The 22,860-nt window shown below is 43.9% G+C and carries 18 protein-coding genes; 4 read left to right on the top strand and 14 right to left on the bottom strand.

The features are described 5' to 3' along the window. Positions 1-127 precede the first annotated feature (127 nt). Positions 128-1,426, bottom strand: a complete 1,299-nt coding sequence (locus tag DSL64_RS05600) for an acetylxylan esterase (RefSeq protein WP_115829682.1) — start codon at positions 1,424-1,426, stop codon at positions 128-130. A gap of 187 nt (positions 1,427-1,613) precedes the next feature. Between DSL64_RS05600 and rluF the strand changes: the two genes are divergently transcribed. Continuing rightward, the gene (rluF, locus tag DSL64_RS05595) at positions 1,614-2,351 is read left to right on the top strand and encodes a 23S rRNA pseudouridine(2604) synthase RluF (protein WP_115829681.1); all 738 of its coding nucleotides are present in this window, start codon (positions 1,614-1,616) and stop codon (positions 2,349-2,351) included. Between the two features lie 83 nt (positions 2,352-2,434). On the opposite strand, the gene DSL64_RS05590 is transcribed toward rluF, so the two are convergent. Then, positions 2,435-3,991, bottom strand: coding sequence for a SusD/RagB family nutrient-binding outer membrane lipoprotein (locus DSL64_RS05590; RefSeq protein WP_229216973.1), 1,557 nt, complete (start codon positions 3,989-3,991; stop codon positions 2,435-2,437). Positions 3,992-4,033: 42 nt separating this feature from the next. Next, positions 4,034-7,213 (bottom strand): SusC/RagA family TonB-linked outer membrane protein, encoded by a 3,180-nt coding sequence (locus DSL64_RS05585; protein ID WP_115829679.1) that lies wholly within the window; start codon positions 7,211-7,213, stop codon positions 4,034-4,036. 501 nt (positions 7,214-7,714) lie between these two features. Between DSL64_RS05585 and DSL64_RS05580 the strand changes: the two genes are divergently transcribed. Further along, positions 7,715-8,542 carry a universal stress protein gene (locus tag DSL64_RS05580; protein WP_115829898.1) on the top strand — a complete coding sequence of 276 codons (828 nt, stop codon included), beginning with the start codon at positions 7,715-7,717 and terminating at the stop codon, positions 8,540-8,542. A gap of 66 nt (positions 8,543-8,608) precedes the next feature. Here DSL64_RS05580 and DSL64_RS05575 read toward each other — a convergent pair whose 3' ends face one another. Further along, positions 8,609-10,897 carry an alpha-L-rhamnosidase-related protein gene (locus tag DSL64_RS05575; protein ID WP_115829678.1) on the bottom strand — a complete coding sequence of 763 codons (2,289 nt, stop codon included), beginning with the start codon at positions 10,895-10,897 and terminating at the stop codon, positions 8,609-8,611. Between the two features lie 291 nt (positions 10,898-11,188). Here DSL64_RS05575 and DSL64_RS05570 point away from each other — a divergent pair, with 291 nt between their 5' ends. Continuing rightward, positions 11,189-11,818 (top strand): response regulator, encoded by a 630-nt coding sequence (locus tag DSL64_RS05570; RefSeq protein WP_115829677.1) that lies wholly within the window; start codon positions 11,189-11,191, stop codon positions 11,816-11,818. A 25-nt stretch (positions 11,819-11,843) separates the two neighbouring features. Here DSL64_RS05570 and DSL64_RS05565 read toward each other — a convergent pair whose 3' ends face one another. From DSL64_RS05565 to DSL64_RS05520, 10 genes are all read right to left on the bottom strand, one after another. Continuing rightward, positions 11,844-12,170 (bottom strand): metal-sulfur cluster assembly factor, encoded by a 327-nt coding sequence (locus DSL64_RS05565; RefSeq protein WP_115829676.1) that lies wholly within the window; start codon positions 12,168-12,170, stop codon positions 11,844-11,846. Then, the gene (locus DSL64_RS05560; protein WP_115829675.1) at positions 12,157-13,431 is read right to left on the bottom strand and encodes a hypothetical protein; all 1,275 of its coding nucleotides are present in this window, start codon (positions 13,429-13,431) and stop codon (positions 12,157-12,159) included. Before DSL64_RS05560 ends, DSL64_RS05565 begins: the two co-directional genes overlap by 14 nt. Positions 13,432-13,443: 12 nt before the next feature. Then, complete coding sequence (locus DSL64_RS05555) at positions 13,444-14,268, bottom strand: DUF2249 domain-containing protein (protein ID WP_115829674.1); 825 nt, start codon at positions 14,266-14,268, stop codon at positions 13,444-13,446. Between the two features lie 19 nt (positions 14,269-14,287). Then, on the bottom strand, positions 14,288-15,244 hold the full coding sequence (gene ric / locus DSL64_RS05550; protein WP_115829673.1) for an iron-sulfur cluster repair di-iron protein: 957 nt from the start codon (positions 15,242-15,244) through the stop codon (positions 14,288-14,290). Between the two features lie 46 nt (positions 15,245-15,290). Continuing rightward, a complete protein-coding gene (locus tag DSL64_RS05545; protein WP_115829672.1) occupies positions 15,291-16,058 on the bottom strand; it encodes an ABC transporter permease in 768 nt (255 codons plus the stop codon). Continuing rightward, entirely contained in the window at positions 16,055-16,813 is a 759-nt protein-coding gene (locus DSL64_RS05540; protein ID WP_115829671.1) for an ABC transporter ATP-binding protein, read from the bottom strand. The genes DSL64_RS05545 and DSL64_RS05540 overlap by 4 nt, the downstream gene beginning before the upstream one ends. Continuing rightward, complete coding sequence (locus tag DSL64_RS05535) at positions 16,810-18,066, bottom strand: nitrous oxide reductase family maturation protein NosD (protein ID WP_115829670.1); 1,257 nt, start codon at positions 18,064-18,066, stop codon at positions 16,810-16,812. Before DSL64_RS05535 ends, DSL64_RS05540 begins: the two co-directional genes overlap by 4 nt. A 141-nt stretch (positions 18,067-18,207) precedes the next feature. Further along, positions 18,208-19,242 carry a nitrous oxide reductase accessory protein NosL gene (locus DSL64_RS05530; protein WP_115829669.1) on the bottom strand — a complete coding sequence of 345 codons (1,035 nt, stop codon included), beginning with the start codon at positions 19,240-19,242 and terminating at the stop codon, positions 18,208-18,210. 83 nt (positions 19,243-19,325) lie between these two features. Beyond that, positions 19,326-21,302 (bottom strand): Sec-dependent nitrous-oxide reductase, encoded by a 1,977-nt coding sequence (gene nosZ / locus DSL64_RS05525; protein WP_115829668.1) that lies wholly within the window; start codon positions 21,300-21,302, stop codon positions 19,326-19,328. A gap of 140 nt (positions 21,303-21,442) precedes the next feature. Further along, complete coding sequence (locus DSL64_RS05520; protein WP_115829667.1) at positions 21,443-21,904, bottom strand: c-type cytochrome; 462 nt, start codon at positions 21,902-21,904, stop codon at positions 21,443-21,445. A gap of 293 nt (positions 21,905-22,197) precedes the next feature. On the opposite strand from DSL64_RS05520, the gene DSL64_RS05515 reads away from it, so the two are divergent. After that, positions 22,198-22,842 carry a Crp/Fnr family transcriptional regulator gene (locus DSL64_RS05515; RefSeq protein ID WP_158547883.1) on the top strand — a complete coding sequence of 215 codons (645 nt, stop codon included), beginning with the start codon at positions 22,198-22,200 and terminating at the stop codon, positions 22,840-22,842. Positions 22,843-22,860 lie beyond the last annotated feature (18 nt).

Here is a 22,860-nt window from a genome sequence, read left to right as displayed (position 1 = left end):
TTGAATGGAATAATTGTAACCGGTTCTAAAAAACAAATGCCAAGGTAAGTACCTGTGGCATTTGAAATGTCTTTCTTTTTGAAATAATATTCAAAAAAGTAAAGTTTACTTTTTCGAATCTGAGTAGCTATTTGCCTTTCAGTTTGTCTGTGAGCCAGTTATTCATGATTTCCCTTTCATCAGCGTACGTCCAGTGCCCCGTGTCCAGATACAGTTTAAGATCCTTCGGTGCGGTGGTTACATTATAGGCTGCATACATGGAAGTTGGTGGACATGTTTCGTCATTAAAGCCCCACATATAGTAGCCAGGTACTTTCACCCGACGCGCAAAATTAACTACGTCGTAATAGCCCAGTGTATTCAGTTTTTCTTTTGTGTTATTCAACTGAACTCCATTTTTGTCAAAGTAATGCGGCCAACCGCCAGCTCTTCCATGCAGATAGCCTGTCACATCGCTGAGCGCAGGATAGAATGCACCAAGCCATTTTACACGTGGATCCAATCCGGCTGTGATGATTGACAATGCGCCTCCCTGACTACCACCCGTAACGGCAAGGTTTTGTCCGTCGTATTGAGGCAGGCTTGTCAGGAAGTCGTTGGCCCGAACGCAGCCCAGGTAGACTCTTTTGTAATAAAACTTATCACGATCATCCAGGTTATAACTTGGATAACCATTTAACACACCCTGTCCCATGTCGGTATAAACAGAAGCGTCCATAGTTACAGGAATACCATGAATCCCTATTTCCAGAGTGATAATATCTCGCTCAGCCATTGCTATATCACCATAATAAGGTCTTACACCAGCTCCGGGTACTTTTAGCAGTGCCGGATATTTTCCTTCTTTTTTGGGTACACTCAATATTCCGTACACGCGTACATTTGTGCGGTTGTTTTGCAGATTCACATGATACACGTTGACTTTAGCTGTGCAACGCTCTGGTAACAAAGTCATTTTGGCATCCATAGGTACCGCAGTCAGCTCTTTCTTCGCAGCATCCCAGAATGCGTCAAAGTCTGCCGGATTATTTACTGTAGGCTGAATTTTCTCCGGATCGAAACCTGCAGTGGCAAGTCCGCGGTACTCGGCTCCATCAACGGTTGCATAGGCAATGCATCGTAAAAAGCCGGGAGTCTTCATCGTACCACCATCAATAGTGAGTTTGCCATCGGCTGCAGTTTTCGTCTGCTTGATAGTCGGTTCCAGTTTTTCAAGGCCGATTTCGTAACGTACAGGGACATTTTTTACCAGATGCCCGTTACGCATTACCGATATCGTGAATTGCGCTTTTTCACCTGTTTTGTAGGTCCAGTCTTCATGGTCGGCTGCTACAATCACCTCCACGTAGCGCTTAACAGGCTGCGCATGAAGTGTTAAAAAGGAAAGTAGAAGTAGAATAGGGATTAGCGAATAGCGATGTTTCATAAATGTTATTTTTGTGTTGTTAATCACTTAAAGCCGGATCGGGGACGAATCTCTATAAATGTAATATTATATTTTTTTGATTCAGGCCAGGGTATTACGCACAGGTAATTGTATATGCTGATTTTTGGCCGGAACTTTGCTTCATGCAAAAGGTATTCAATACCGCTGAGATCAAAATTTTAATTGAATGATTCGGATAAATAAATTTATAAGCGAAACTGGCTATTGTTCCCGCCGCGAGGCAGACAAACTTGTGGAGCAGGGAAAAGTAACGTTGAATGGCAGAATAGCGGTGCTGGGTGACAAAGCTTCGGATGCTGATGATGTAAGAGTGAATGGTAAGCCTTTGAAGGAGAAGAAGGCGCCAGTCTATATTGCTTTCAATAAACCTGTTGGAATTACCTGTACAACGGAAAGGCAGATCAAAGGTAATATTATAGATTTTATCGGACATAAAGAAAGGATTTTTCCGATCGGCAGACTGGATAAGCCCTCCGAGGGGTTGATCTTTCTTACCAGCGATGGGGATATTGTCAACAAGATACTCAGGGCAGGCAACAACCATGAAAAGGAGTATGTAGTGACCGTCGACAAGATGATTACACCTGACTTTATAGCCAAAATGTCTGCCGGAGTACCGATATTAGACACAATTACTAAAAAGTGTTTTGTTCGGAAGGAGGGTAGTCACGTATTTACCATCATTCTTACGCAAGGACTTAACAGGCAAATCCGAAGAATGTGCGAGTACCTGGGTTATTCAGTAAATAAACTGAAGCGGGTACGAATTATGAATGTAACGCTGGAGAGCATACCCGTTGGCAAATGGCGTGATCTCACAAAGCATGAAATGAAGTTTATTAACGAAGCAGTGGAAGGTTCTACCAAGACGGAAGAGGGATCTTATAATGATTCGGAGGAGTAGTTCTTTCCGGATCAGAAAATGAAAAAGCCGATCAGAAGTTCGCAAATGCTGCCTCCTGATCGGCCTTTCTATTTTATATTCAATTACTTATTCCACCAAAGTGCAGTGGTAATGTCGTCATTACCTTGTGCGCCAACAGCTTTCTGATAGTTTGCCAGGTTCACGCTCTGTTCTTTTGTAGGGTAATAGAGTCGAAGTGGAATACCATTTCCGAAAAGAGGCTGGAACTTGTACTCGGTGGTCACTCCGCTAACTACTCTTCTCCATACCACATCACCCGGTTTAACTAAAAATGAAGGTCCGCCTGTTCTGCGGATTTCACTCCATGCTTCATCACCCTGAGTGAATAGCGCCAGGTATTTCTGAGCAATTACGTTCGCCTTAGATGCTGCCGGCAATGCTGCTACATAGGTGTTAATTTGTGCCTGAGTAGCTCCCCATTTCTCCAATGATGCAGTAACACCGTTTACATAAGTTTGCTGATCCCAATTTTTATATTCCGAAATAAGGAAAGCAACTTCTGAATATTCCTGCAATACTTCTCCGAAGTTTGCTGCATTAGGCAGAGTACCGGGAAGGCTCACAACGTTAGACGTAAGTAATCCGGCAGCAGCTACCGGCAATCCATAAGGTTGACCAACATATTTACCCGAATCGTTTTTGGCAGCATATATTCCAAGACGAGGATCTTCCACCTTCACAGGACCGGTTTCACCTTTCAATACACCTATCAACACATGAGATATGGCGAAGTCTTTACGATTGGCAGTCACGGTTGCTCTGTACAGAGGAGCTTCATTTGGAGCCTGCGTCAGGTATTTGAAAACCGCGTTATCAGCATTGGAAGTGAACACACCTTTCTGTAGCGCATCAGCAAAATGTGCTTCTGACTGCTCAGGAAGCTGCTTACGAATTCTGGTGGCCACACGCAGACGAAGTGAGTTAGCAAACTTTGCCCATTTCTCATTGCTTCCTTTGTAGATCACGTCATAGTTGCCAAATGTGTTCAGCGTTTTGTATTTAATCAGTGTATCTCCGGCGGCTTTCAGTTCATTCAGAATATCGGTATAAATCTTTTGCTGACTTGCATATGCAGGGCTCAGATTCTCCGGGCTTTGTTGCAATGCCTGGAATTCGGGATCATTGTTGCCATAAGATTGATAAGGAACATTGCCAAATACATCTGTCAGCCCCTGAAATGCATAAGCTTTCAAAATCCTGGCAATAGCAATCTGGTTCTGGTTAGCTCCTGCGGTTCCGGCGGCTGCTATATTTTTGGTTGCAGGATCCGTATTTTTAATAATGATATCATTCAAGTTATTCAGAGTCTTATAGGTGGTGTTCCAATAAGTATCTGAAGTAGAACGGGGGATATCGTATCTTGACTGATCACTGTAGATATTTTGACTGTAATACTGAGCAAACAGCTGCGATCCGCGAAGTGAGATATTCTCATTACGCAGGTTGTCCATCAACTGCTTTTCAGCAGCTACCAGAATAGTCGTAGTTGTTGCGTTGGCCGGCCTGTTAGGATCACTGTTGATTTCCTCAAAACGGCCGTCACTGCATGCATACAGAAACGCTGTTGCGGCTATCGCGAGCGACTGTATGGTATATGATTTAATGGTTGTATTCATCATTTGAATTAGTCTTTCTGAAACCGGAATATCACTTAATCCCGATTAAAATTTCACATTAACATTTAGTCCGTACGTTGCGGGAACCGGGATGTTACCACCTTCAATACCCTGGATGTTACTGCCACTGCTTGTCATCTCAGGATCGATGTATTTGCTGGCAGCATAGATGTTGGCCAGGTTACGTCCATATAGTCCGAAATAAACCTGTTTGATCAGCTGGCTTTTCAATGGAAGATTGTAGCCAAAAGTAATTTCACGAAGCTTCACAAACGACGCATCAAAGATGGTGAACGGAGTAGGGCCGCTGTACTCATTACGTGCCCACGCCTGAGCAGTAATACGGGTATCGTTCTGGGTTGTATTTGTTACTGCATAAGAACCATCGCTGTTGTAGGTAACAGTTCCTTTTACACCATCAAGCACCACGCCGGTTTCACGGATGTTATTCGCCGCAGTTTTGTCAAGAATACCTGCATACATAGCGACCTTGTAGGTTTGCGAGAAGAATTTTCCACCTACGCGTCCATCTATCAAAAAGCCCAGATTGAAGTTTTTGTATGTGAAGCTGTTCTGGAAGCCAAACAAATACTTAGGCAACACGCTGCCCATGGATGTAAGCTGTTGTGCTCTTTCATAAGTTCCGTCTGCTTTGATCACCTTCTGTCCATCCGCAGCGTATACAAAGTCATATCCTAATAACTGGCCATACTGCTCTCCTTCACGCGCTACGAGCGTTACAAGGCTATTGGATAACTGGAAAGTATTTACTCCTTCTGCCAATCTGATCACCTTGTTCTGGTTACGTGACCAGTTGATGGTACTGTTCCATTCAAATCCGTTGCTGCGGATTGGGGTGCCCGACAGCGTGATTTCAATACCTTTGTTATTGATCTTACCTGCGTTGATTACTTTTGAATCATATCCGAAAGCAGACGATACAGGAATATTGATGATCTGGTTACGGCTCACATTGTCGTAGTAGGTGAAGTCAAGTCCCACTCTGTTTTTAAATGCCTGAATATTCAAACCCGTTTCCCATGAGGTGGTGATCTCCGGTTTAAGCAAACCATTGTTAAGGCGTTCTGGAAGCTTGTATCCTGCAATTCCGTCAAATGACTGAGTGGCTTCGTAGGCGCGTTGCAGTTGATATGGGTCTGTATCATTACCAACCTGAGCCCATCCCAGACGTACTTTGGCAAAATCAAGCCAGCCTATTTCTTTAATGCCTTTCAACTCACTTAAAATTAAGCTGGTTGTAACAGACGGGTAAATGAATGAATTTCTGTCAACCGGCAAGGTAGAAGACCAGTCGTTACGCACAGTACCATCCACAAAAAGTAAGCTTTTGTAGCCAAGAGAGAAACTACCAAATACAGAGTTGATCTGTTTCTGATAGAAGTTAGAATTAGGTAAAACAGAACTTGCATTTCGCAGATTGTAGTATTGAGGCAATATCAATCCACCTTGTGTAACCTGGTCGTTGATACGTCTCTTCTGGCTCATGATGTTTCCACCCACATTCACATTCAAAGACAGATCGCCCCAGCTTTTATTTGCAGAAGCCAGCAATTCGTAGTTGAATTCGCTGAAGTTGTTGCTGTACTCCTGGTATTGAGATTGTGTACGAGAGTAAACTGCGATACGGTCCTGATACTGATATTGGTATACATCAGCATTTACTTTACCGCTTACTTTCAACCAGCTGTTTACATCATAAACCAATCCTACGTTACCATAAAAACGGTCGCGGGTTTCGTCCAGGTAACTTTCATAAGCCGACCAGTACGGGTTGTCAATAAACCGCGCTGCTTCTGCCGCAGGTGTATTCTGATAGCCTGTACGGTTCCAGAGAATCTGGGTTCCATCAGCTCTTTTATAGTTTTTCAGCTTGTTGTAATCAACCTGTACACCGCCCCATTGGAATGCTTCCAGGATGATATTTCTGTTGGTAGCACCTGTCCATGGACGTCCCACAGAGGTATTTCTCATGTAGTTAAAATTGTTGAACACTTTCAGTTTTCCAAGCTGAGACGAGCCGGAGAAATTGATAGAGTTGCGTTTCAGAGACGAATTCGGTACTGTTCCGTTTACGTTCTTGTTGGTATAAGAAAGCCTGTAAGTAGAATTGCTGTTTCCTCCACTGATCGAGAAACTGTTTGTATTCGCTACACCTGTTTCAAAGAAAGAGTGTACGTCGTTTTTAGGATACAACCATGGTTCTGGTTTCAGGTATTCTGCTGTGTTTTCAGGATCGAGGTTGTACCAGTGTAATACCGGAGTGCCGTCCAGTTTAGGTCCCCAGCTTTCATCAACGGCGTATTCCACAATGTTGTAGTCGTTTCCGCCAATGTTCGCTTTTTGGAAAGTTGAAGAAAAACCTTGTCCGTACAGTTTCTGACGCTTAGGCAAACGAACGATTTTCTCGAATTCGATACCTGTGTTCAGTGTAATATTTACCTTACTGTTTTCCTTCCCTTTTTTGGTTGTGATCAGGATAACGCCATTTGCCGCACGTGTTCCGTAAAGAGCAGCAGCAGATGGTCCTTTCAGTACGGAGATATTTTCGATATCGTCCGGATTAATATCCTGGATCATGTTACCGACGTCCTTTCCACCGCTACCGGCGCTGGTAGCAGCACTGTTCAGATCGGCATTGTCTACAGGTGTTCCGTCGATTACGTACAAAGGCTGGTTATTTCCTGAAATAGAATTGATACCACGCAGCAATACCCGCGATGATCCACCCATGTTTCCTCCTGAGCTCACTACCTGCAAACCGGCTACTTTTCCCGACAATGCAGCCAGTGCGTTGGTGGGGCGGGTCTGCATCGCTTCACCTTTGATCTCCTGCACAGCATAACCCAGCGCACGTTTTTCACGGGAAATACCTAGTGCGGTAACAACTACTTCATTCAAAACCTTCGTATCAGGTTTCAGGGCAATGTTGATTTCATTCTGATTTCCGATTTGTATTTCTTCTGCCAGATATCCAATAAAAGAGATTACAAATGTTGTTGCATTCTGATTCACTTTGAGACTGTAAGTCCCGTTCACATCTGTAAGTGTACCTGTTGAAGTTCCTTTTACTGCCACCGAAGCTCCAGGCAGAGGGCTGCCATCGGAAACATCTGTAATCACACCGCTAATGGTTCTGTCCTGAGCCTGAGCAAATCCCAATCCGCTCAAAAACAGCCAGAATAGTAATAGAGTTTGTCTTTTCATAAAATATAATTTTTATAATATAATGCAATTGGCGGCGAGTCTTTTGTTTTCTAATGTTAACCAGTGGTATGATTAGCATTTATTTCTGTTTTGTCGCTTAAATCGGAATAATCTTCTGGTTTTGTTAAGTTTATTCCGGTTTACTTGCAAGTCGCATTCAAATTGCTCTGCAAAATTAATTAAAATTTGTTAAATATCTATTTCCTATCGGTATTGTATAGTAATAAACTTTTTGTCTTTTTCTAATAATCTTGTTTTGGTGTGATACAGGATTTCACAGTGTTAAAAGCAGTTCTCAGAATATGAGCACATTAGCAGGAAGGGGTATTATTTATATTACACGGCAGCAGGTTGATGTACATCGCCCGCCATCAGATGTAACTTTTGTCACCTTTCATGCTGCGACGGATCATTTTTTTTAGTTAATTATCCTTGAAAATTGCAGCATGTTCATGGTTCAGCATGGCTGAACTGATTGAAGTCATTAAACTTAATCCGATTATGAAAACGATTCTTGTTCCCATAGATTTTTCTGAAAATGCCGGGCGGGCTATAGATGCGGCCAAGCTGATAGCGTCTAAAACTGATGCCGATTTGGTATTCCTACATGCATATCAGCCCTATATTACTGATGTATCCCTACCTGTGACGATGAGCTCACTTCCTATTTATAAAGAACAGGAAGAAGGTTTTAAATCACTTTTGGAAGAACAGGTGGAACTGGCTAAACAACAGGGATTCTCGGCTCAGAGCATCTGGGAGGCTGACGGGATTCACGACGCTGTGATCCGGAATGCAGAGGAACTTGTGGCAGATCTGATCGTTGTCGGGCGAACTGGCAAGGGAGGTTTTATGGATAAACTAATTGGTAGCTCTGCCACTAATATTGCATTGGATGCTCCTTGTCCGGTGCTGGTGATTCCTCCACAAATTGATCATCTCGATATCAAACGGGTAGTGTATGCCACACAGCTTGAATTTGAAGAAATGAGTAATCTGCGTGATGTTGCCGAATTGACACGACAGCTGGGAGCGAACCTTTCCCTGATCAAGATCAGTTCTTTGGAACAACCTAATATTCAACCGGATCATCAGTATATATCTCAGATTAGCAAAGGACTTAATATTGCCGAAGGGGACATTGTTGTTCGTGAAGGGGGAGGCGTTGAAGAGGGTATTATTGGTTTCTGTGAAGAAGTGAGCGCTGATCTTCTGGTTGTGTCTACCCGTGAAAGGGGCTTTCTGGAACGTTTCATTATCAACCCGAGCATCACCAAAAAGCTGGTAGTAGAAACGCCTGTGCCTTTGCTGGTGCATCACATCAGGTAGTTTTTACCTTTATGAAAGAAGAAACGGGTAAGCTTTTCGCAATCTGAAGAGCTTACCCGTTTTTTATTACTTGTTTTTGTCAATCACTTCAAAGTGATGTTTGCCTGATCCAACGTCAGCAATTTTGTAGAAAGCTCCTTCGCTCGCAGCCTTTACAATTTTACCATTATACTTTACTGTACCTGCCGATTCTGTTTTTGGCAAGTAAACCACTCCGGTCATATTTGCAGGTAGCTGAACGCTCATTGAGAATTTACCTGTTTTGTTCTCAACACTCGTTATGATGTCTCCGCGAAGCGTTCCCAGTTTCAATGAGGCCTTTTCGAGGTCGGCCAATTGAGGTCTTATACTTACCGTTTCGTACCCGGCAGTCAGGGGCTCGATACCCATCAGCTTTCTGACGATAACATTGGCAGGGGCAGCACCCCAGGCATGGTTCCAATCCTGATTCGGTTTGTATTTGGTGTCCCAGGCTTCTGTGGTAATCGTAGAACCTGTTCTGATCATATTATACCAGCTTCTTTCCGCATCTGAGTTCATTAACGAGAGTGCATAGCCGGCTTCATTCGCATTGTAAAGCCCGTCGAGCAGAAACTGGGAGCCGTATACACTGCACGCCATGCCCCGTGAGCGTATGTGCGCAAGTACTTTCTGATGGTATTTGGCTGGAACCAGTTCAAATGCCAGCGCCATCATATTGGCATGAAGCGAGGCGTGATCGGTTCCTTCGCCATCACGGACAAGACCCGTTTTAGTATCAATGAATGTTTTTTGAAAGGCTTGTTTTACCTTGTTTGCCTGAGTGAGATATTGCGCTGCATCATCGTGGTGACCCAGTACTTTACCCAGTTTGCTCATGTAAATAAGCGCCTGGTAATGAAACGCGTTGACAACCGAATTGTAATCGGTAAAAACAAACCCGTCGGTTTCACCGGCCTGCTTTTTCTCCAGACCCAAAACGCCCTGCTGAGGCCAGTCAACAATGTCGACAAGTGTACTTTTACCATCAAAAGTATTGAAGTGAATAGACTTTTTAAATGCATCATCCTGCTTACCGGTTCGGGTACTGATCAGTCCGTCAGCTCTGGATAACTCTGTGAGTAATTTTGGTTTGAGTTGAGGATAAAGCGTGGCAACAGTTCTGATATCACCTGAATACAGATAGTCGTACCAGGCAACCAGCAGGTTCTGAAGGCTCCATTCTGTAGGCCATGTTGCATGATAAATCAGATAATCCAGTGAGCGTTTGGCCATGTTAAATTCCGTATCGGTCGCATAGTGAGAAAGCTGGTTGATGAGCGCATCGGCTTCGTAGGGAATACGCTCTCTGTCACCGTCGACATAGTAACCGGAAAATGTGGTCGCTTTAATGGAGTATTTACAAAGATCCCATATCTGATTCAGGGTAGTATCTGAACTGGTGAAGGTAACAGCGTCGTCGTTAAATGTGTAGTTGATCACCTGGCGGCTCAATTGCTCAATTCTGACATCACCGGTAGGAGCCTGGAGCTCAATATATCGGAACGGGTAAACTTCTCCGATGTAATCCGGCATTAAAATAGCTTTTGGACCGGTATTTCTCTTGTCTGCGGTAAACTGAATGGCATAATCATGAGTGCCTTTTTGCAGCAGAATAGGGATACGGCTGTAACGCAGACTTCCCAAAGGTTTTCTGTCTACGGTTTTCTGAACGGTTTTTGCTTCACCAATATGCATCCAGAGCGTATCGCCGTCAGTTGGTGAAGTAACTGTCAGGAAAGGCTGAGCGAAAGCATCTTTTCCGAAGTCATAAAAGGTATTTCCTGTCGCTCCAGTTGTTTGGCTGACTGGCTGTTGCCATGTTTTAAGCAGTGGAACGAATGGAGGCTGGTAATCTGTAAGTTGTTTGTCGGTGCGGAATGCTTTGATGGCAGAGAACCCGCTTTCAGCATCATGCTCGTTCCAGGTTTGCACTTTCCAGTAATAGATCTGGTCCGCCTGAACTAAATCTTTATCAGCGATAATTCCTGTACTTTGTTTATTGCTAACTTTACCCGAATCCCAAATGTCTGCTTTTCCCTTTTCAAGTTTATCAATGGAAGTAGCGACTAGTATTTGGTAGGCAGACTGATATGCACCTTGTAATGTATCACCCAGGACCCAACTAAATGAAGGTCTTTTGCTTCTGATGAGCGTAAGCTGTCCTTTGAAATGTCCTGTTTCGGCCTGAGCCAGGGTGTAGTTGGTAACCGTGCCATTCTGCCAGACTTTGTCTGTCTGCTCTGAAAGGTCAGTTCGGAGATGGGAAGGAGCAGCGTGTTGTGCGTATAGATATGTAGTAAAAAAGGTAAGGTAGCAGATAATCAGCAATCTCATACAAGTGGAAGTTCGCAAAAATTTATTGAAAGAAAATAATCTCGAAGATATAACATACGTTCTTGTTTTAGCTGCTTAGTGTAGATAAAGCTTTGGTATTACTCGTTAAAAAATTTTTGTAGTTTACTAACAATCTTAATTTTATACAACATTTTAGTATACTGTTGTAGATTTATTTCTATAAAATCAAACTTTTTTACTTCTTTGTCGAATAATTTTACTATATATGCTTATACCTTATACGCTGAGTACTATATTTGCCTTGGAGTTTAGCTTATTTGATATTTGAAAATGAAACGTATTTTGATTGCCGAGGACCATCCGCTCATCATTCTCGGCATAGAAAGTCTATTGAAAAGTTGCCTGCAGGATGTGGAGGTACATGTCACAGGCGATTTCAACGTAACGCTGAGTACGCTGGAAAAGGAGAGTTTTGATCTCCTGATTATGGACGTAGGCATACCGAACGGCGACAGAATGGACATGGTCGATCTGATAAGAAAAAAGCAGCATGATCTTCCTATTCTTATTTGCTCCGATTATGAAGAGAAGTACTATGGTATTCCTTTTCTGAAAGCAGGCGCAAGCGGGTTTATTCCTAAAAATGCTCCGATCGAAGAATTTAAGTTTGCTCTGGATCTGGTCATCAAGAACAGGATATACATGAGTCCATCCTTGTTTGAAAGCTCTTTTGAGCAACTTGTTAATCCACAAAAGTCAGAAAATGTGATGGATATTCTTTCAGAGAAGGAATACGAAATTGCCAGACTTCTTGTAAAAGGCATGTCGATCAAGTCAATCGGAGAAATGGTGAATATATCTTCACCTGCAGTAAGTAACCATAAGTCGAAGGTTTTTAAGAAGTTGGGCATCAGCAACATTATCGAGCTCAATACCTATTTCGACCAGTCTGCGTCCTGATATTTAGCCGGTGTTGCAGCACTGACTATCCTTCAAAGAGTTCCTTACGACCCTCTCCGGTCATCATATCGGGATTCCAGGCAGGTTCCCACACCAATGTCACCTGTATTTCTCTGTCCGGGAAAACTTCTGATAGAACATTGTATACTCCATTTTTGATGGCATCACCCAGCGGGCAATGCGGCGTAGAGAGCGTCATTAGCACCTCCACAGATTTTTCGTTAAAGAGGATTTCGTAGACCAGCCCGAGGTCAATAATATTGACAAAAAGTTCAGGATCAATTACTTTTTTTAGCGCAGCGATAGCATTTTGCCTTAGCTGATGTGGATGGGATTTCTCATCGGTGTACATGATTATTTAGTGGTTTGTGAAGGATGATTTTAAATACATTCGCTACATAAAGCAGGGCTGTCACTATCAGCATAAGCAGCGCAACCTGAATCATCAGAATTTGTGCAGAAAGTATCCCGGCAAGCAAAACTGCCATCGAAATGAAGTAAAAGTAGTTTTGGTATTTAAGCAATATCTCAGCATAGAGTGAAGCGGGCAAAGGGATATCGGCTTTCCCGGTCAACGAGTTGTAATGCTCATTCCAGATAATAAACGGAAGGGTTTTGAAAGTTTGCCCCATAATTATTGAAGAGATCCAGCCAATGAAAAGCAAAATGCCATATGCAATCGTCCATTTGGTTTGAGAACCGTAATGCGCCACCGGGATCATTATAAGTGCTGCTACCAAAAAGAAATTAGACGACATCGTCAGCTTCATCGGAAAGTCAATCCGCTTTTTTATACGGTGTAATCTGACATCGTTCAAAAAATACATCCAGCATATTATGCCGGTTCCGCAGATTGCTGCGTATAAAATGTCACGTCCGGACGAATTGCTGAGATGCCCGTCTATTAGCAATCCCATTAATCCGACGTTCTGAAAGAACCATGCAGCCTTGATCCACCTTGTTTTAGTAGCTTTAGCGACCAGAAACATGGGCACCAGCTTGACACTGACACCGGTAATCAGTTGTAAAAACCATCCTGCTATTCCTGCATGTGCATGCAGCTTCATGATATCAAGATGGTTGCGACTCATGAACGGATACCGTAAATTGATAGCCAGACAAAGTCCTAGTGTAACTGTTAACAATAACCATAACGCAGAGCTAACCAGGAATTTCTGATGCAGAGAATGATCCTGGCAATTTCCCGCAGTGAGCATTACATTTATTACATAAAAAAACACCGCAATAAACACGCAGCCACCTCCGGCAATCATGAGTGAACCTGCCCGGAACAACCAGAACGCCGGAACCAGTTGCACAATACCGATTAATAGGAAGACGTAGGAGGCCATAGCGAGGCGATCGCTGTATAACCTGTTTTCACAAAGCACCGGCAACAGCTCATAGGCTGCGCCGAAAATAACCATGGTTCCCCAGCCCAACACAGCGGTATGTACAATGGCCAGAAGATGGGGACTGAAATAATGCCCCATCAGGTCATTGGCACTTATCAGTAGCATTATATTGAAAATCAGGAAAAATAAAGCGCCTGTAGCGTAGAAAGGAATAACGACGCGCAAAGGTGGAGCTTTACTGATATGTATATTGTCCATTTTGCAGGGGCCTCATTTATAAATTAAAAGCCTCACTTCACCAACACCCAAGTCCAGAATGTGAATGGTGAAAGTTTCATGACGAATCTCCTCCAGCAGGTAAACGGGAACCTTTTTATGGTAGACGTAAAGCGCATGACCAGAAGGCAGAGATTTCAGTTCCTGCAAAATAACCTGCATGGGCTCAGGCATGGGCAATGAGCGGACATCAATTCGTACAAGCTGTTTTTCATCGAAATTGGACAGGATTCTTCCAAATGAATCTTCATCCTCCATGTGAATACCTGCAACTGAGGTTTCCTGAACATCTTCATGTCTCTGCCTTTTCAGAAACCAGGTGTAATGCGTGGATGCTTCCTCACTCTGTTCTGTATAGGTCAGAGACTGTTTTGACAGTAAATTGATGAGCGGATAGGGTACAAAGGAATTGATAATGCATAATATCTGTCCGTCGCGCAATGCTCCGAATTTTTCAATGATTTGCTTAAGGGGATCCTGCCCGTGCTCAATGACAGGCCGTACGTCCAATTCCGTAATCATGTCCTGTGGTACAGATAAAAGCCACTTAGGTTTCTTTTCTTCTTCATTCATATCATTTTCTGTATTAAATGGTATGTGTTTAAATCCCAGCGGGATCAGTGCGCCGATGATATCACCAGGGTCACAACCACCAATAGAAGCTGCTTCTTCCAGGGTAACCCTTGGCGCCATAATTTTCCGGAGCAGGGGATTTTTTAGTTTTTGAAGCGGTTTGGCTATTGCCGCGATAACGTCAATGCTATCCGGATTGGCTTTGATGATCTCTGAGATCCTGGTACGATTGGTGATGGTGACCATGGTGATTCGGCTTGGATGATCAGGCTACTGCGCTGAGTGTTTGCTGCTGGATTTTGAGTGCTTTCGGGAACAGAATATTGTTTTCCAGGTGAATGTGATTAAAGAGGTCATTTTCAAATTCTTTCAGCTTTTCGAACAAATAGGTGTATGAATTACATGCCCCTTGTGGCAACTGGTATTGATTACTGATCTTGCGCAGATTTCTCAGATCATCACCCGCTGATTCGTGTTCGGCCTCCATGAGTTCAATAGCTGAACTAACACTGATTACATCCTGCAGATCCCCCGCATTTTTAGCTGAAGCCAGTGCTTTGATAGCGGGGAACAAAATTGTTTCCTCTTTCACCAAATGTTTGTAAAGATCTGAGAGTAGCAAATGAACCTGCTCTGCAAGCGCGAAGAGCTCGGGATGATGATCGCCATGGCGATTGGCAACCTTATTGGCCAGGCCGGCAATGATTGGCCCGCTTTCGCGTACATAACTATGGTGGACGTTGGTGATATAGTCAGCCAGGAAAGCAGGTTGCCAGCTGCTGAAATTCAGGGGTAACTGAGTAGCCGGTAGTTGGGCGCTTTCATCCAGCGCCTGTTGCAATTGCTGTTCTGTCACTCCTGCATCCCGTAGTGCATCTTTCAGTTTCTTTTTGCCACCACAGCAAAAATCAATTCCGAGTTTCTTGAAAGCATCGGCCTTTCTGATGTCCTGCGAAGCAATTTGCCCGACGGTCTGTTCTGTTAATGAAGCGGCTTTTTTCTCAATCTTAACCTGCCAGTATTCGGGACCCTGCTGAAGATATTCCCAGGTAAAGATATCTCCTCTTTCTCCGAGAAGTTGATAATAGAGCGGTTTGGGATCATGATCGTTAAAGATGATAAATGCTTCACCGCCGCTAAGCGCATCAAAATTCTGGAAGATGGTTGGGTGTTTCAGTCTTGGCTCAATAACTGTTACATCAATGGTGGGTATGGTTTGCATGGTATGAAAATTAAAAGTGAATGGTTAATTGAAATATGTAGTTGTTTTAAAGGTCTTTACTTCTGAACCGGGCAGTGGAAATGTAAGCGGGCAAGCCGATCCAGGTCAGCATCATGGCTAGTGCGATGAGCATACCACTGGTACTGCCAAAAAAATCACGGAAAATAGCTCCTGTATATCCCATCATGGCGGACACGTCAATGCGTAGCAGAATAAGCACGCGGCTCAGGTCGATAGGGTTTAGAGCTGTAAGTGCTACTACGCTGTTTTCGATGGGGTAGTCTGAAAATTGGAGCAGAAGAAAAAGTACAAGGGTATCAAACAGCATAGCGAAATAGAGCCAGAGCATGATTGCAGCACCGATTCCCCTGGCTTTGTCGCGGATACGTACAGATGCCAGAAGCGAGACAGCGACAAACACGTTGGACAGCAATATTCCCGAAGCAAGCATGATAAACCCGGTAGCCGACCAGGCATAGACAAGGATCACAATACCTGATCCAAGTAAAAAAGCAAGGCTTAGCGATAAGGATAAACCCGCGAACATACTGAGCCAGATAGCGTTTCTTTGTAACGGCTGGCTGACGAGCAGTTCTATGAACTCACTGCTGTTATAGATATATATGGTTGAAAATATGATACTTACCAAAGGGACAATAAACAGAATTATGTTCAGAAGGCTCAATATGCCTTTGGCGGGGTTGTCTTCAATCGCGAAAACAGAGAATGATATGACCAGCAGAATGATCGTGTAGGCAATCATAATGCGGCTTTGCAGAATATCTGCAACGATGTATTTAATCATCTTTTTCATAACCATTGATCTTTTAATGCTTTTGGCTGAACCCCGTTTTGCTTTGCATCTTCCTGGCGAAGCATGCTCGTAATCACACGTGATAGTTTTTCCTCTCCTGTTTCTCTTTGCAATGCGTGTATGGACTCGTGAAACCTGATGTTGCCATCCTGCACATAAATTATATTCGTGACCAGATCATCCAGTTCGCTCAGAATATGAGAAGTGATGATAACCAGTTTGTTTTTCTTCTTTTCAGAGAGAATTTTGTCTCTTAGAATTTCAGAAGAGATAGGATCCAGACCTGCCGAAGGTTCGTCCAGAATCAACACCTTCGAGTTGAACATAAATGCCAGACAGGCACTGACTTTTTGCCGGGTTCCGCCGGAAAGCGTGCCCATTTTTTTGTTCAGCAAATTCCCGATCCTGAATGCTTCGTAAAGTTCCTGATCCAGGCTTTTTTCAGGTATTTTACGGATGTCACTGATCATGTCCAACACCTGACCGATGGTCATATTTTCAGGATAACGGCCGATTTGTGGCATGTAACCAATGTCGTTACGGTAAGTCCAGTCATTTGCAATGCTTTTTCCTTCAAATTCGATTATACCTTTATCTGGAATGACCATACCTAATATGGTTTTGATGATTGTCGTTTTACCGCTTCCGTTAGAGCCGATCAGCGCAATACATTGGCCTCTTTCACATTGGAAGGAAATGTCATCCAGGGCTTGAAATTTGCCGAAACGTTTAGAAATATTTTTTACAGAAATCATAGTTGCACAGGTTTCATCGCAGGAGTTGAGTCTTTGAGTTGTTCGGGCGTCATGCCGGGAATCATTTTTTCAGTTCGGTCCAGAAGTGTGACCATGAAACTTCTGAAAAGGATCATGGCAGGAGGGAAGCGCTCTACAATCATCGAATACAAGCTTACCGGTCGGTAGGGAATATCTCCGATACCATTCTTGTCTAAATCGTAACCTTCATATTTATCCCAGTAATTGGAATCGAAAGTGTTGAGCACCAGTGAGCTGTTTGTCGCTACATCGAAGGTGTTGCCGAGGAAATTATTCTTCTCAATTTGATTTTCCATACAACTTGCCTGAATTTTTAACGCCCACCCATTCGCATTGAAAATGTTGTTTTTGATACGTACCCGGGAGGCGCCCTCCATAAATATGGCCGATGTATTGGCCTCAAAACGGTTATTTTCAATATCGCTGTCTGAGATTTCTTTGAGTAAAATACCGTATGCCGAATCGCCCCAGTTGTCTTTGAAAATGTTGTTTTTCATATGTACATGGTGCGTGTACATCACTGCCACGCCTGCCCCGTTGCTACTGAATGTATTGTGTGTATAGGTATTATGATGTGCAAACATGAAGTGCAGACCGTACCGCAGATTACCATGACTTGTATTCTGCCGGACCTGAGTGTTGGTGGTGAATTCCAGATAGATACCGTCCCGGTGACCTTCTATGCGGTTGCCCTTGATGGTCAGACTATCGCTTTTCCAGCTATGAATACCATTGCCAATCAGATGTTCAGCTTTTCCGTGAGCTCTGAGTTTATTGCCCGTAATCAGGCAATTGTGCGCTTGCTGTAGATATATGCCGAAAAAGTTGTCTTCCAGTATATTGTTTTTGATTGTAACATCACGTTTGTTATAAATCCTGATCCCGGCAATATCCTGCATGGATGACTGGCCGGATGCTTTTACAACAAAGCCGTCTACAGTTACATGATCTGATTTGATGGATATGATTTCATATTTATTCTGTCCGTCGAGTACCGGTCGCTGCATGCCGGTCAGATGGATAGGTTTATCAATGATAATGTTTCCTTCTCGATACAGGCCTTTGTCCACCAAAACTGTGTCACCTGATTTTGCAATGCCAATGCCTGTACGTATGCTCTTTATTGCACGCATTTTTCCCACCCGGATCGTGCCAGCCAGTAATTGCGTGGCAAGCCCTGCTGTTAACCACAGACATAAGAGGAGGACGATATTTTGAGTGGTTTTGAGCATGGTGGTTTGTTTTGAATTTTATTTTTGACAAGGGTACGTTCGTAAGCGCTGTCACCCTGAGCTCTCAGCCTGACAGGTCGGTTGATATGCTCAGTCTGACAAGTCTGTTGTGTTAAGCAGACAAGTTTCGAGGTTTCATAATCACTTACTCAAATCCTCCCACTTCACCACCTCACCAAAAAACTTTTCCTGCGCATTTTTTAAATCTGCTTTCATTTTGAAAGTAGCGTAATTTCCTCCCATCGGACTCCTTAGATCTTCGCTATGGAGGATGTGCATTTGGTGTGCTTCTGACAGCTCGTTAGTCGTGAAGTCGGGCAGATAAAATGTTTCGATTTCAGCCTTGCTCACGCCATCTTGCTTTACGAACGAAGTCATGCATTGCAGATCGTCGAATTTGAATGCTCTTCCTTTTTTTGAAGTAAACTCACAGCCAAACCGAAGATCGCTGATCGTCATTTTACAATGCGCACAGGCATCTACCCCGGCACGTATCGGTTCTGCGCCACGCGGGCCGCAGGATTGTGCGATTGAAAGTCCTGCATAAAGAGTAAGTGTGGACAATACCAAACGCGCTGTGTGTGAAATGGTAAGCGCTTTGCGGGTGGCCAGCCATTCACTTACCATGCAGTAAGCCGCCACCACTCCGGTCATAATGAAGATCCAGCCTCCGGCCGCGGGGATACTGTAAGCGCCAAAATTGAGTAATTGTTTGAAACCGATCAGCGGAGGTTGGTACGACATCCCCGGAACTTTAATGGCAGCATCCGGACTCAGATTATGGCCGTAATCATATTCCCACAACCAGAAGTCAACCATGGCTGCTACACCAAACATCGCAAAAAGAACCAGCACAATATACCCACTCCAACGTTTCCCCCATACTCCCGCAAGCACAAATGCAGCCGCGAAAAAAATCACCAGATAGGGCAGTACACTGAACTCGATGAAGTCATTTGTATGAAGTGTCTTCATGCCGATGTAGTGGTTTAATCCGTTGATGATGTCAACATTTCCAGCCAGTTTATTACTGAAAATAAGCAGTTCGAGTCCTTCCGGATATTGTGGTGCATCCAGTTCGATACGCCATATCGGGAAGTAGTTTACCAGCAGCAGTGCTATTCCGCAGAAGACCAGTAAAATCCTGTGAAAACCAAGCATTTGATTCGCTTTCATGGTGTTTGCTTTTAATGAAAAATAGGTTCGGGAATGTCTGTACGTGAGTGGGATTTCTCACGTACAGACTGTTTTCAAACCTTTTATTCAGCAGGCAGGTTGGTACCTGTGTTTCCTACCAATGCGACCTTGCTACCAGCTGGTGATACGCGTACATATCCTGACATTTCCTGGTGCAATGCACTGCAGAAGTCTGTGCAGTAAATGGGGAAAATACCCACACGATCGGGAACCCATTTCAGTGTCTGCGTTTCTCCCGGCATCACAAGCAGTTCTCCGTTGTTTGCACCCTTTACAGCAAACCCGTGAGGAACATCCCAGTCCTGTTCGAGATTGGTTACGTGGAAGTAGACCTCATCACCGATTTTGATCCCCTCAATATTGTCGGGAGTAAGGTGGGAGCGGATGGCAGTCATGTACACATGCACCTTGTTTTTGTCGCGCACGACTTTGGTTTCTCCTTCGCCTTTGGACACATAAGGGTGCTTGTTTGCTTCGAGTTTGAAGGTTTTTACCGACTGCTCTTTTACTTTATCTGCCCTGATCGCCTGCGCATAGTGCGGTTCTCCAATTGTTGGGAAGTCCAGAATCAGTTGCATTTTGTCTCCCGAAATATCAAATAGTTGCGCACTTTGAGCCAGTTCAGGTCCGGTGGGCAGGAAGCGGTCTTTGGTGATTTTATTATAAGCAATCAGGTATTTGCCGTCCGGTTTTTTCGAATCTCCGCCGGGAATCATCAGGTGACCAGGGGAATAGTAAACAGGTTGGCGGTCGATTACCTTCAGATCCTTGATGTTCCATTTCACGATTTCTGAAGAGACGAACATAGTCGTTACTGCATTTCCTCTGCCGTCAAATTCGGTATGCAAAGGTCCCAACCCTGGTTTCTGAACCTCTCCATATAAAGCTGCCTCGTATTTGATCACCGGAATGCCATTGTAATCGCCTTCAAAAGTTTTGTTCTCAATCGCTTTAATCATTTTGCTGAATGAGAAAACGGGAATCAGAGCTGCTAGTTTACCGCTGCTTACCATGTATTCGCCCGTAGGGTCAATATCAATTCCGTGCGGCGATTTCGGGCAAGGAATGAAATAACACAGGTCTTTCAATTCTTTTGAGCTCAATACGACAACTTCATTTTTGATTTCCGAAGTGGAGGTGTGGCTTTCTTCGCTGTACTTGTTATGTGCATATTTTACTTTGGTTTTTCTTCCTTTACCTGCTTTCAGGTATTCCTCCGCTTTTTTCCAGTTAACAGCCATAATAAAGTCCTTGTCATTTTTGGACGCATTTACCTCCAATAATGTATTGGCCTGTTCGGTATTGTAGCAGGAGAAGAAGAACCAGCCGTGTGACGGGCCTTTTCCGGAACGACTCAGGTCAAAATTCACGCCTGGCGTTTCGATCTGAAAAGCGATATCCATGTTGCCATCCTTTTGGTCTACACTCACAAAACTGAGCGTTCCCTTAAAGTTTTTCTTGTAGGTGTTAATAGGCACATCGCCATCAGATTCGTCCAGCGGTACGCTGAAACGTGTTCCTGCAACTACGTACTCGGTGTTTTCTGTGATAAAAGGTGAAGAGTGATTTCCTCCGCTGTTGGGCAGTTCCAATATCTCCGCAGTACGGAAAGTTTTGAGGTCAATCCGTGCCAGACGAGGCGTGTTGTTTCCATTCACAAACACCCATCTTCCGTCATTTTCTCCATTGGTTTTGGAAAGTTGAACGTGGTGCAAATCATCCCAGGGTACATTTCCGTGAGAGGTATTTAGCATAGGCTTCGTTTCTTCGCTGAAGCCCCATCCTTTTTCAGGATCCTGTGAGAACACAGGAATGACCCGGAGCAAACGCCCCGACGGAATACCATATACCGACAGCTGGCCACTGAAACCGCCTGAAACAAAATTATAGAATTCGTCGTACTGGCCGGGAGCTACGTAAGTTTTGGCAGCGGCATCACCACTAATTGCCGTATCGGCGCTTTTGGGTTTGCAAGATTGGATTCCACTGGCAAGAAGCGCTAAGGAAGCAACGCCAAGGACATATTTTATTGGTTTCATAATTTTATGGGTTGGTAAATATTTTTAGGGCTTTCGGCAGTCGGCTTTCGGCCGTCAGCTCGTAGGTCCTAATAGAGGTTACATTTGATACATTACATTTTTTAAAAGCCGATAGCTGATTGCCGAAAGCCGATTGCCAACTACTTCACTCCGTCATTCTGCCGCATGAATTCAAGAATGTGGCGGGCATCGTCATCCGTAAGATTTTGATTTGGCATTCGTACAAGACAAAGTTCGAGCTGCGCCTGTAGCTGTGGATCCTTATCAATCATCGCATCAGGGTTTGTAATGAAGTTCATCAGCCACTCAGGTTTGTGTTTGGTACTGACACCTTTCCAGCCTGGCCCGACCAGCTTTTCATCAGTCAGTTTGTGGCAGGCAGAGCACTTCATATCAAATACCTGTTTCCCGCTGGCAGCCATAGCGGCATCAAGGTTATCGGATATTTCAACTTTGTCGAATTTTCCTTCGCCTCGCTGCGGGTCGTATTCCTCAGTTTTGGGCTTTTGCTCGGCTGCTGTGCTTTCTCCGCTTTGCTCGGTTTTCTGTCCGCATGCATATAGCATAACGGCGCCGAATATCAGAAGCATGGTCTTTTTCATTGTGGTAACATTTGGGTGAAAAATTGTTTCATCAAACAGTTTCTCAGCCTGACTGATGACTGTCTGTTGCAAATGTATCAGCCACTTTTGCCGGTTTTTATGCGTGTACGCATAAACGGTTTTCCGCAGTTTATGATTTGAGGAAATAGCCCTGTTAAAAGGTTGTTTTGTTATTTAATTATTTGATAATCAGACTATTATTTAATAGTGACTTATGTCAGTATTGGTTATGGGATTAATCATCACACCTGGTTTGTAATAGGATTAAGTTTGGGCGTAAAAGCGTTATGACTATGATGATTCAAACTGATTTGCTGGTGCGCTACGGAGCAACTTACAAGAAGGTATCTGCAAGCGAAATCATTTTTCTCGAAGGTGACACAGGCCACTATTATCATCAGTTGGTAGAAGGGCGGGTCTGCTGGTCGAATTTCAATGATGATGGAAAGGAGATATTGCAGGAACTGGTTTGGCCTGGTGAGTCATTTGGTGAGCTGGTACTATTTGATCAGATGCCTTATGCGTGTTCTGCGGTGGCGCTCACAGATTGTGTAATACTCCGACTTCCCTCGGCAGCGTTTCGCCAGATGCTGCAGGATGATCCGTCAATCAGTATTCGGTTCAATAAAATGTTTGCTGAAAAGCTGAGATTTAAGCTGTTTCTGATCCGTGAACTGGCAGGAAATTCGCCTGAGCAGACTGTCGATAAATTATTCCATTATCTGCAAAAACATAGTAACAAGGTTTGCCAGGAATGTAACAAGCTTTTACTTACCCGGCAGCAAATTGCGAACCTGACGGGCATGCGCGTGGAGACGATCATCAGAGCGACCAAGGCGCTGGAAAACAAGGGTAAAGTAAGTATTGTGAAAGGGAAAGTTTTTCTGACTTCTGAAAACGAAACCAGTTGCTGTAAGTCGCGCCAGTCGATTGTGTAGCGTGCAGATTCCAAACTG

This window comes from Dyadobacter luteus (assembly GCF_003383615.1).
Taxonomy (GTDB): domain Bacteria; phylum Bacteroidota; class Bacteroidia; order Cytophagales; family Spirosomataceae; genus Dyadobacter; species Dyadobacter luteus.
The sequence above is the reverse complement of the archived record's forward strand: the minus strand, read 5'-3'. Positions and strand labels throughout refer to the sequence as shown.